Source organism: Syntrophotalea sp. (assembly GCF_050253115.1).
Taxonomy (GTDB): Bacteria; Desulfobacterota; Desulfuromonadia; order Desulfuromonadales; family Syntrophotaleaceae; genus Syntrophotalea; species Syntrophotalea acetylenica.
The window spans coordinates 19,214-30,181 of sequence record NZ_JBFWJQ010000021.1; the positions used below are offsets into that span (position 1 = coordinate 19,214).

The following is a 10,968-nucleotide window of genomic DNA, read 5'->3' on the forward strand; positions in this document are numbered from 1 at the left end:
CACCGGGCAAGGGCGCGCCGCATGTCAGGACTGCGCACCGCCCAGATCGCCATACCGGTATTGCAGAATGGTTGCGGCTGCAAAGCCGGCTGTTTCACTTCGCAAAATACGCGGTCCAAACCGCACCGGCACAAACCCGAATCGCCGCGCGACAGCGGCCTCCTCGCTGGAAAAGCCGCCCTCCGGGCCGATCAGCACCGCGGCACCTGCTGGGATCTGCTGTGGCAGAACCGATTCAAGCGCGTGCGAGCCCTCCTCCCACAACATCAGGCGCAACGCGCTTTGACAGCCTGCCAGAGCGCTGTCAAGGGTCGCCAGCGGCGCAAGCTGAGGCAGCAGGGGCCTGCGACACTGCCGTGCCGCTTCGCGGATAATGCGCAGCCAGCGCTGCCGCCGCTGCTCCTCACGCTTCGGCTCCAGTCGCGGGACGCTGCGATTTGTCTGCACGGGAAGAAAGCGGGTAACGCCGAGTTCGGTACCCTTTTGCAAAATCAGATCCATCTTGTCGGCCTTGGGCAGGGCCTGTATCAATTCGATAGGGAAGCTCCGCTCGATTTCCTTGCTCCGGACCAGAACCGTAGCCGTGCCGGTTTTTTTTGCAAGCCCCGTGAGCCGGCAGTGGCAGAGGGTGCCGAGACCGTCCAGCAGAACAATTTCGGCTCCTTCGGAAAGCCGCAGAACCACCAGATGATGCACGATCTCCTCGGTGAGGGTGACCTGCTCGCCGCGCAGAGCTTCCGGGGTAATGAAAAACCGATGCATTCAGGCTTCCTTACGATAGCACAGGCAAGACCATTCTTCCCGACGGCGAATGTCGGGTCCCGCAAGCCCCCGTCCGGCGAACGCATCAATGACCAGCTGCTCCTTTTCTTGCAAAATGCCGGACAGGATCAAAACGCCGCCAGGTGCCAGATGGGAGACCAGCGCAGCGGCAAGCCGTGCATTTTCCTCGGCCAGAATGTTGGCCAGCACCATATCGAATTTACCCGGCAACGATTCAAGCGGATCCAGAGTGACGGCAATTTGCTGCGCGACATTGTTTTGCCGGGCATTATCGAGCGCCACCTGACAGGCCGTCTGATCGATATCGCAGCCGAGAACCTGGCGCGCACCGAGCAGGGCGGCGGCAACGGCGAGAATGCCTGAACCGGTGCCCACATCCAGCACCCGCTGCGGCCCCGGACAAGCTTCGTATGCCTCGGCCAAAGCTTCCAGGCACAAACGGGTCGTTGCGTGACTTCCGGTTCCGAATGCCATGCCGGGATCCAGTGTAAGCACCGCGTCGCGGGGGCCTGGCTGAAAATCCTCCCAGGTCGGACGAACCACCAGCCGCGATCCTATGCGCAGGATGCCGAAATGCTGCTTCCAGTTTTCGGCCCAGTCTTCGGCACCGATGCGACGCAGCCGGGGAACCACCGGCTCAAGTCCCGGAACCAGCGGAACCAGACAGGCCAGACGCTCCGCAACCCGCTGCGCCAGACCGGCCTCGGGCAGATCGGGAGGGAAATAGACCTTGAGAGTAAGGATTTCCGGAACACCCTCGTCCGGGTCAGGAATCACGAAGGTGTCGAGAGGGCGTTCTTCAACGGTAATGCCGGTCGAGCCGAGTTCCGTCATTTCATGACAGACCAGGTCAATGCCGGCGGCAGGTACGGTAATGAGGATTTCAAGCCAGAATTCGTTCATGCGCACTGTTTACCAAATGACTCAGGTGATGGCAATAAAATACTTGACAAAACACTTGTTAGTGGAGTGTAATCCGCCAAGCTATTTAATGAGGCAAATACCCTTGGTGATATTTTTGTTACAAATAATGCATGCCACGACCAAGGCCCCCAACCGTCGGTACCCCCTGCCAGAAGCGAAACAACGGGCGGCATGACGCCGCCTGCCTTTTTCAAAAAAGTGACTTGCACGAAGTTTTTTTATTGCTACCATTTTAATGTGAGCTCATGAACCGCCATGTCGCGCCGAACCTCATGGGCACTGATTCATGATCGCAGCGGGTACTGGACAGCAAAACTGTGGCATTCAAGGAGAAAACGTTAGCGGAAAACCGCACCAATTTTTATGTCAACCGTTTCCATCGCCGGAAGAAAGGAAGCGACAATGCGCGTGCTCGTTGTAGAAGACGAAAAAAAGGTAGCCAGCTTCATCAAGCGGGGTCTCGAGGAAGAGGAGTTCACCGTGGATGTGGCGTTTGACGGAGAGGAAGGGTTGTTCCTGGCCGAAAACAACCCCTACGACATTGTTCTGATGGACCTCATGCTGCCCAAAAAGGATGGTCTCGAAGTCATCAAGGAACTGCGAGCCAAGGAGATAACCACGCCGGTGCTGTGCCTGACCGCCAAGGATTCCGTGGAAGATATCGTCTCCGGCCTTGATTCGGGAAGCGACGACTATCTGACCAAGCCCTTCGCCTTCAGTGAGTTGCTCGCCCGCGTCAAGGCCCTGCTGCGCCGCAGCGCCAAGGACCGCGGGGCCGAAATTTATTTCGCCGACCTGCGCCTCGACCCGGTAAGCCACAAGGTATGGCGCTCTGATCAGGAGATCGATCTCACGGCCAAGGAATACGCCCTGCTGGAATATTTCATGCGCAACCCCAATCAGGTGCTTACCCGGGCCATGATTGCGGAACACGTATGGGACTACACCTTCGATTCTTTCACCAACATCATCGATGTGTATGTCAACTACCTGCGCAAAAAGGTCGACCGGGATTTCGATAAAAAGCTGATTCATACCGTGCGCGGCGTTGGATATGTCCTCAAGGAGGGCTGATTGTTCTTCCGTTCCCTGCGATTCCGCCTCACCGCCTGGTACTCCCTGACCATCGTCATGGTGCTGGCGATGAGCGGCTTTATCTGGCACCATCAGCTTTCCCGTAGCCTGCTGCAGCAGGCCGATCAGCGCCTCATCAAGCTGACCGAACAAGGCCCTGCGCTTGCGCAGGGCTTTTCCGGTCCGGAGCGCTGTGGTTCGTTCTACGAATTTGTACGGCGCCATCGCGAAGGGCATTTTTTCCGGCTGCTGAATGCCCGGGGCCAAAACCTTTGCAGTGAATACGGCAGCATCGACGACAGTCCCGCCATCAACATGGCATCATTGCAACGCGCTGCAAGCCATGGGATGTTGCTTGAGACCAGCAACGACACGGCCGGCGTTGACCCCATGCGCCTTCTGACTTTGGCCATCCCCCTGCAAAACCAGGATATGCTGTTCCTGCAGATCGGCACTGGCACTGGCCTGGTTCATGAATCGCTGCGGGAACTGCGAACCACCATGCTGGTTTTCAGCCCCCTGGTCCTGCTCACCGTCGCGATGATGGGATGGTTTTTGGCCGGACGCACCCTGGCCCCCGTCGAAAACCTCACCCGAGCCATGCGTCGCATCAACGTCGATAATCTTTCCCACCGACTGCCGGTGCGTTCTTCAGGCGACGAACTCGCGCTACTGTCCACATCCTTCAACTCCATGCTGGAACGCCTCGAAGAGTCTTTCCGTAAAATCAAGCAATTTTCCGGCGATGCCTCCCATGAACTGCGCACCCCCCTGACCATCCTCCGAGGGGAAACCGAGGTCGCCCTGCGCTGGGCCAAGACCCCCGAGGACTTTCGCAAGGTTCTTAAATCCGGCATGGAGGAGATCGACCGCATGAGCCGCATCATCGAAGATCTGCTGCTGCTGGCCAAAAGCGAGGGCGGAGAAAAACCTCTGGCCATCCGGGAGATGAGTCTCAGCGATCTGCTCCAGGAACTCTATCTGCAGGGCCGTTCTCTGGCACAACCGAAATCCATAGATCTGGTGCTGCACCCCAATGTCACGGAGGAAATCCGCATTCTCGGAGACAAGATGCGCCTTCGCCAGGTATTCCTCAACCTGATTGCCAATGCGGTGAATTACACCCCCGATGGTGGCCGGGTGGAAATAGCCTTGTCGGTAAACGACGACGACGCGATTGTCACCGTTTCCGATACTGGCATTGGCATTCCCGCCGAGCACCTGCCGCACATTTTCGACCGTTTTTACCGGGTGGACCGGGCACGCAATCGCGATGACGGGGGCACAGGCCTGGGGCTGGCCATCGTCGATTCTTTCGTCAAAGCCCATGGCGGCCAGGTTGAAGTAACTTCGGAACCAGGCGAGGGAAGCGTTTTCACAGTATTTTTGCCGCGCAAAGGCCCCGGCCCTGACGCCACAACAGCCTGATCCGCCAGCAAGCCGCATACCGTATCCTCCGCAATCGAGGCGTGGGGCAAAACCGCACCCGTCCCTGCCTTTGTGCACATTGACACATCCTTACCGAATGATTAAATTTTCACATCGTGCATGCCCTTTTCGCCTAAGCGCGCAGGGCCGGCGACGCGACCGCAATCACTCAGGAGGATGACATCCATGAAGACCTTGTTCCGTTCCTTGTCCGTTTTTGTGGCATTGCTGCTGACTGCCATACCGGCTTTTGCCGTACCCGACTTTGCCGAGCTGGCGATCCGCCTGAAACCATCGGTCGTCAACATAAGCACCTCCAAAACCATCCGCCCTCAACGACCCATCTTCCCCGGGCAGCCGTCCCCCTACAATGAATTTTTCGAAGAATTTTTCGACAGGTTTTTCCGAGGCCAGCCCATGGACCGCAAGGAACGCTCCCTGGGCTCGGGCTTCATCATCTCTGCCGACGGTTATATCCTTACCAATGACCACGTCGTCGACGGCGCTGACGTCATCAAGGTGCGCCTCTCCGACGGCCGGGAATTCAACGGCACCGTACAGGGACTCGACCCCAAGCTGGACCTGGCACTGATCAAGATCGACGTCGGACAGGAAGAACTTCCGGTCGCCGAAATGGGGAATAGCGAAACACTCAAGGTCGGGGAATGGGTCATGGCCATCGGCAACCCGTTCGGCCTGGAGCAGACCGTCACGGTCGGCATCGTTTCGGCCAAAGGCAGAGTGATTGGCGCCGGGCCTTATGACGATTTCATTCAAACCGATGCCTCCATCAATCCGGGCAACTCCGGCGGTCCGCTGTTCAACGAAGCCGGTAAGGTGATCGGCATCAATACGGCAATTGTGGCCGGAGGTCAGGGCATCGGTTTCGCCATACCCATCAACGCCGCAAAAAGCATTATCCCGCAGCTTCGGGAAACCGGCCATGTGGTGCGGGGCTGGATCGGCGTCACGGTTCAGGAGCTAACCGAGGAGCTGGCTGAATCCTTTGGCCTGAAAAAGGCCCGGGGTGCATTGGTCACTGATGTGGAGGACGATTCGCCAGCCCGCAAAGCCGGTCTGCAGCGGGGGGACATTATCCTTGAAATCAATGGACAGACCCTTGAAAACCTCAGCGATCTGCCCAGAATCGTAGCGGCCTTGCCGGTTGGCGCCAAGGCGCGCATGACACTCTTCCGGGACGGGCGCACAAAAGAAGCCAGCGTCATCATTGGCACCCAGGACCGGGACCAGCAGCCGGCAAAAAGGGAAGTCGCCAAAAGCAAAAACCTGCTGGGCCTGTCCGTCATCGACATCACGCCGGAGATCAAATCCCGCTACCGGCTGTCCGTTGAAAAGGGCGTGCTGGTTGCCGCCGTCGAGGCGGATGGACCCGCCGCCGGCACCTTGCACGCCGGAGATGTGATTTTGGAGCTGAACGGCGAGCCGGTAGAGTCCGCGGCAGCCCTGCACGCCCTGCTCGGAAACTCAAAAAGCAACCAGCTGGTGCGTCTGCTTGTCCAGCGGCGGGATCAGACCCTTTACGCAACGGTCCGGACCCGATAGCCTGAATCGGCAATCCCCCTTCCTTTTTCTCTCTTCCAGTCAGGAGGGCCCATCGGTGAGATCGGTTTTTTTCCCCCGACTGGTCAACGGCCCCTTTGGCGACCCGGCCTTGCACGTGCGCCTCGCCCACCGCGGCGAGGCGCTGCTTTTCGACTGCGGCGATCTGCATGCACTGCCCCCCGGCGCATTGATCAAGACGCGGCTGGTGTTTTTGTCCCATGCCCACATCGATCACCTGGCAGGCTTCGACCTGTTGTTGCGCACCTTCCTGGCAAGGGATATCGATCTGCTGTTATACGGCCCCAAGGGGCTGGCGGCCCAGATTGCGGCACGACTGCAAAGCTACACCTGGAACCTGGTCGAAGGTTATCCCTTTGTACTCAAGGTGCGCGAATGGCTGGGTAACAGCATCAGGGAAGTCGCCTTCCCGGCTGCCGAGGCTTTCCGGCCGCGGTCCGAGCGCCTGTTGCCCTGCCACGACGGCCTTCTGTATCAGAACCCATGGTACCAGGTCCGGACCGTGCGCCTTGCGCACGGGAACATCGATTCGCTGGCCTTCTCCCTGGAAGAACCGATACACATCGCCATCCACAAAGACGCCCTGCATCGCCACGGTTTCCATCCCGGCCCCTGGCTGGGCCACTTCAAAGACCTTGTTTTTCGGGGCACCGACCCCGATGTCGCCGTTTCGGTACCGCTTGACGGCGGTCGCACCCGCAAACTATCGCTGGGCTGGCTTCGGGCGCACATCGCTTCTACCGAACCGGGCATGAAAATCGTCTACGTCACGGACTGCTCTCCGGTATATGGCGATTTTCGAAGGATTCTGCAACTGGCGCAAAACGTTCACCTGCTGGCCATTGAAGCCATGTTCGCTCATCGTGATCTGGACAGGGCCCGCCAGCGCAACCACCTTACCGCCTGGCAGGCCGGACGGCTGGCACGGATGGCCGGGGTGGGGCGGCTGAAGGTTTTTCACCATTCGCCGCGCTATCAACGCTGCCCGGAAGAGCTTGAGCAGGAAGCCTGGGCCGCCTTTCGCGGGGCGGCGGCACCCCGACAAAAACCGGACCTTTCCGAATGAAGACTCGTTAAATGTGCGCTCTCGGGCTGTGCTGAAGCACAGTGCATCGGCGCCAGCTTTATGGTATGTTGCGGACCATGCGCCTGACCCTCAAACATCAGATACTTATTGCGCCCGCGGCGGTGTTGCTGCTGATGACCCTGCTACTGGTTTTTCTGCAGTACACCTATATGGATCTGTCCCATAAACGCGAACAGGCCGAAGGGATCGGTGCGATCCTCATGGGCATTACCGAGGCCAACATTGCCGCCCGGGTAATGGAGGATGCGATTCGCCAGTACCAGGATCTGGTTAAAAACGGCCAGGCCAGCTACGATAATCTGGATGCGCTGCTCGCAGATCTCGACCAGGCTTACGCCCACCTTGTCAGCGGCCTTGATCGCGTGCGCACATACATGCCCCTTTCCGAAAGCCAGGGGCAGGACCTGATGCGCGCCGTCGAAGCCCTGTATCCCGACAAGGACGCATTCAATGTATGGGCATTCACCGCGGCCCTGGAACAGCTGCGGCCGCACATGGTCGGCCTCAATGATCAGACCCGAAAGATGCGCAAGGATTCGCCGCCACCCAACAGCAACGACCTGGACAAACTGACCGACCGGGCGGCCCTGGTGTCCGTGATCGTGCTGGGTGCCGCCATTCCTGTCGGTGTGCTGCTGTCCCTGTTTTTTGCCCGCGGCATTCTGCGCCGCGTGCAGACCCTCAGCGACAGTGCCGGCCGCATCGTGCGCGGCGACCTCAAACCGCCGCCCGCGCCGGATACGGTTCGCGATGAGCTCGATGACTTGGCTCTGTCCATCAATCACATGACCGACCAGCTGATCCGGGTGGTGGGCACGGAAAAACTGCTGGAAGGCGCGGAAGAGGAACGCAGGCGCATCGCCATGGATATTCACGACCAGACCCTCTGCGATCTGTCCGGAATTCTGCGCGGGCTGCAAAGCCTGCCGGCGGAAGGGGACCTCAAAAACGAAGTCTGCACCCTCGAAGAAGATTTGCTGCGGGCGATTGCCAACCTGCGCCAGCTTATGGACAACCTGCATCCGCAGACGCTGGACATCCTTGGTCTCGGCGCGGCCCTTGAATCCCACCTTGAGCGGCATCTTGGCAAAGGAGATATGCCGGAATACCACCTGTATATCTGTCCCGCGGTCGACTCTGCCAACCTGACGCGGCTACAGAAGCTGACCCTGTATCGGATCGCGGTGGAAGCCATCCACAATGTCATCAAACATGCGCGGGCGTCCCGTTACGAGGTGAACCTCAACCTCTGTGGGGGCCAGGTGGTTCTGTCCATCGAGGATAATGGTATTGGTTTCGATCTTGAAGAGGTTGCCCTGCGCGCTGGCAGGGGGCTGAACAATATTCGTGAGCGCGCACGAACCATCGGCGCGCAGGTCCGTTGGTGCAATTCCCGTTTTTCCAGCGGCACCCGCTTTGAATTAACCTTGCCAGTCCTGGCAAACACCCGGGAAGGCGGACAAGAATGACGCAGGTGCATATCATCATAGCGGAAGACAACCCACGGGATTTTGAATTTCTCGAACAGCTGATCAAAAGCTGGGAGGGTTCCTGCGTGGTCGATCGCGCGCCCAATGGCATGGCCGCGCTGGAACTGGCCCTGCACCAGGAGCAACCTCTGCTGATCAGCGATATCCAGATGCCCCAAATGAACGGCATTGAACTGGCCCGCAACCTCTGGCAACGCAAACCACAGGCACGCATCGTATTCTGGAGCCAGTTCAAGGACGAAATGTATGTCCGTACCCTGTCGCGCATCGTACCGCCGGAGACTGTTTATGGCTACATCCTGAAATCCAACCCGCGCGACCGCATCCTGTCCGCCATCCAAACCGTTCTACTTGAGGAACAATGCTGGATCGACCCTGAAGTACGCAAGGTCCAGGGCCGGGCCGGTCACAGCCAGACGGCGCTCTCCGATATCGAATTCGAAGCGTTGCTCGACATCTCCCTGGGGCTCACCGACAATCTCATCGCACAGCGGCGCTACCTGTCGCGACGCGGCGTGCAGAGCCGCCTTAACTCCCTGTACAGCAAACTTGGCGTCGACCAGGAACAGTTTCAGGGCGATAAATTCGGGGATGCCTTCAATCTTCGCAACCGCGCCGTGGCCGTCGCTTTGCGCCGCGGATTGATCAACGCTTTCGAGCTGGAACATGAGGAAAAGGAATTCCAGATCTGGCTGAAACGCTTCAAGAGCGGCCGCGGCGCCTGATCCTCCCGCTGGCAGCATAACCTTCCGATTTTCCAATCAAAAAAACCACATGGCTCCGATCGGCCTTTGGTTCCTGTTTTATTCCTGTTTCGCTGCAAAGCCCGCCGCGACACCCCCTTAGTCATTAACAATTATTTTTATTTGTTTTTTTAAATTATAATATGATACATTCTTTTATGCCCGAAGACTTCTTCCGGATTGACAGACGAGAGTTTTTTCGCATCGGCGCATAAGGGAAAAGTACATGAACATAAACCGCTTCAAGGTTGTTTTTACAGGTTGCCTCGCACCGGGAATGGGCCACCGGAAGGTACGCGCAAATCTTGAAAAAATGCGTTGTTTTCCTCCCGCGGCGCTGGAACGCTTTTTCTCGGAAGAACCCGTGGTGCGCTCCGGCGTCGACGCCAAAGCCGCCTGGCGCTGCTGGAATCTGTTCCGAAAAGCCGGTGCCCTGTGCCGGGTCGAGCCGATGTCGTCAACCATTCCTCCGGAGGACAGGGTATGCCCTTACTGCAATAGCCTGCAGGCCGGCAAAACGACCTGTCGACGCTGTGGGATCGATATGGCGATGTACTCCCTCGCGCCCCATCGAAGCAGATGAATCCTGCCGTGTCACCCCGCATTCCGTGAAATCACCGCCGGCAGCGGCAAAAACAGTCATGCTCCGGATCGCCTTGCCCTGCCCCGTCTGTTCTCATGTTAAACCGGCCAAAATATCCTTCCCGAAAAAGCTTCTCCCGGAGCCACCGTTCCCCCATTTTCCTCGCTGGTTTTCATGCGGAGTTTCCGGATGGATACTCGCCGGCGAACAGTCCTGCCTTTCACGGCAGAAAGCGAAAAATGCCAGCCCCGCGCGAGGCATTGTCGGAATAGTTTTTAGCTAATGATTACGGCATGTTCCATGCATGCTTAAACGAAAATAATAAATTTGCCCAAGGAGAAAGCATGACTATCCAGGAACTGCTGACCTTTCCCCTGTTTTCCGAAGAACTCGGCATCGATCTGCAAAGCGGCAAAGATCACGAACTTTTCAAATGGCTGCTGGCTACCCTGCTATTCGGCGGACCGGTATCGAGGGACATTGCACGAAAAACCTACCGGACTTTCCAGAAATACCGACTCCTCGATCCCTTGAGTATCACCCGGGCAGGATGGAGCTATCTTGTACACCCGGTCATGCGCGAGGGCGGCTATGTCCGCCACGATGGAGTGACTGCAAGCCATATCATGGAAACATGCGGTACCCTGCAGCAATATTACCAGGGCAGTCTCAACACATTGCACAGCATGGCCGAAAGCCCCCGGGACCTCGAAAACCGCCTGACCGCCCTGAGAGGCATGGAGCCCGCTTCAGCCAATATTTTTCTGCGCGAGTTGCGCCCGATATGGGATAAAGCCAACCCCGAACCGCTGGCGGTGGTGAATGAAATGGCCAAGAAGTTCAAATTGAATCTGGCACAAATGGATCGTAAGAGTCCGGCTTTCGCCAAAGTCGAATCCGCCTTGATCCGATTGAAACAGACCCGCAGCAAAAATCCTCGCCGAGCCTGAAACGCCGCCGGTTCCTGCCTATGCCACCGATCAAAAATCTCTGTCTTTTCAAATTCTTGCCATCATCACGCTTAAACGCCAGGGTCTTCGTGGCCGATGCTCTCGGCCCCCATCTTTACGAATCCGTGCGTATCCCTCTGCGGATCTTGACGAGGAGGTTGACAGGCCCGGGATAATTTATGAGAATGGAGCCAGCTGTGTTCCGTCTTTCACCCCCACATTCACAGAGGAGGCTCATGCATATGTCCGATCTGCAAGGCACCAAAACCGAACAGGATCTCCTTGAGGCTTTTGCCGGCGAATCCCAGGCCAATCGCAAATACCT

Annotated in this window: 10 protein-coding genes and 1 pseudogene; 9 read left to right on the forward strand and 2 right to left on the reverse strand. The window is 57.9% G+C overall.

Annotation, left to right across the window (positions count from 1 at the left end):
* Positions 1 to 24: 24 nt before the first annotated feature.
* Positions 25 to 762: a 16S rRNA (uracil(1498)-N(3))-methyltransferase gene (locus tag AB7E65_RS04005; RefSeq protein WP_320361012.1), complete on the reverse strand. Its 738-nt coding sequence runs from the start codon at positions 760 to 762 to the stop codon at positions 25 to 27.
* Complete coding sequence (gene prmA, locus AB7E65_RS04010) at positions 763 to 1,686, reverse strand: 50S ribosomal protein L11 methyltransferase (protein WP_072286509.1); 924 nt, start codon at positions 1,684 to 1,686, stop codon at positions 763 to 765.
* 423 nt (positions 1,687 to 2,109) lie between these two features.
* On the opposite strand from prmA, the gene AB7E65_RS04015 reads away from it, so the two are divergent.
* From AB7E65_RS04015 to AB7E65_RS04055, 9 genes and pseudogenes are all read left to right on the forward strand, one after another.
* Entirely contained in the window at positions 2,110 to 2,781 is a 672-nt protein-coding gene (locus AB7E65_RS04015) for a response regulator transcription factor (protein ID WP_072286510.1), read from the forward strand.
* On the forward strand, positions 2,782 to 4,209 hold the full coding sequence (locus AB7E65_RS04020; RefSeq protein WP_428745305.1) for a sensor histidine kinase: 1,428 nt from the start codon (positions 2,782 to 2,784) through the stop codon (positions 4,207 to 4,209).
* A 186-nt stretch (positions 4,210 to 4,395) separates the two neighbouring features.
* Positions 4,396 to 5,772, forward strand: a complete 1,377-nt coding sequence (locus tag AB7E65_RS04025; RefSeq protein ID WP_428745306.1) for a DegQ family serine endoprotease — start codon at positions 4,396 to 4,398, stop codon at positions 5,770 to 5,772.
* A gap of 55 nt (positions 5,773 to 5,827) precedes the next feature.
* Positions 5,828 to 6,856: a ribonuclease Z gene (locus AB7E65_RS04030; protein WP_428745307.1), complete on the forward strand. Its 1,029-nt coding sequence runs from the start codon at positions 5,828 to 5,830 to the stop codon at positions 6,854 to 6,856.
* A gap of 65 nt (positions 6,857 to 6,921) precedes the next feature.
* A complete protein-coding gene (locus AB7E65_RS04035; RefSeq protein WP_072501910.1) occupies positions 6,922 to 8,346 on the forward strand; it encodes a sensor histidine kinase in 1,425 nt (474 codons plus the stop codon).
* Positions 8,343 to 9,092 carry a response regulator transcription factor gene (locus AB7E65_RS04040; RefSeq protein ID WP_083558572.1) on the forward strand — a complete coding sequence of 250 codons (750 nt, stop codon included), beginning with the start codon at positions 8,343 to 8,345 and terminating at the stop codon, positions 9,090 to 9,092. The genes AB7E65_RS04035 and AB7E65_RS04040 overlap by 4 nt, the downstream gene beginning before the upstream one ends.
* A gap of 244 nt (positions 9,093 to 9,336) precedes the next feature.
* A complete protein-coding gene (locus tag AB7E65_RS04045) occupies positions 9,337 to 9,693 on the forward strand; it encodes a hypothetical protein (protein ID WP_428745308.1) in 357 nt (118 codons plus the stop codon).
* Positions 9,694 to 10,037: 344 nt separating this feature from the next.
* Positions 10,038 to 10,643, forward strand: coding sequence for a hypothetical protein (locus AB7E65_RS04050; protein WP_072286516.1), 606 nt, complete (start codon positions 10,038 to 10,040; stop codon positions 10,641 to 10,643).
* A gap of 242 nt (positions 10,644 to 10,885) precedes the next feature.
* Positions 10,886 to 10,968: pseudogene (locus tag AB7E65_RS04055) on the forward strand (rubrerythrin family protein); the annotation flags it as partial.

Excerpts from the sequence above, each read along its gene's own strand:
- AB7E65_RS04015 (WP_072286510.1), top strand. The coding sequence starts at position 2,110 with ATGCGCGTGCTCGTTGTAGAAGACGAAAAAAAGGTAGCCAGCTTCATC.
- AB7E65_RS04040 (WP_083558572.1), top strand. The coding sequence starts at position 8,343 with ATGACGCAGGTGCATATCATCATAGCGGAAGACAACCCACGGGATTTT.
- AB7E65_RS04025 (WP_428745306.1), top strand. The coding sequence starts at position 4,396 with ATGAAGACCTTGTTCCGTTCCTTGTCCGTTTTTGTGGCATTGCTGCTG.
- AB7E65_RS04045 (WP_428745308.1), top strand. The coding sequence starts at position 9,337 with ATGAACATAAACCGCTTCAAGGTTGTTTTTACAGGTTGCCTCGCACCG.
- AB7E65_RS04050 (WP_072286516.1), top strand. The coding sequence starts at position 10,038 with ATGACTATCCAGGAACTGCTGACCTTTCCCCTGTTTTCCGAAGAACTC.
- AB7E65_RS04035 (WP_072501910.1), top strand. The coding sequence starts at position 6,922 with ATGTTGCGGACCATGCGCCTGACCCTCAAACATCAGATACTTATTGCG.
- AB7E65_RS04005 (WP_320361012.1), bottom strand. The coding sequence starts at position 762 with ATGCATCGGTTTTTCATTACCCCGGAAGCTCTGCGCGGCGAGCAGGTC.
- prmA (WP_072286509.1), bottom strand. The coding sequence starts at position 1,686 with ATGAACGAATTCTGGCTTGAAATCCTCATTACCGTACCTGCCGCCGGC.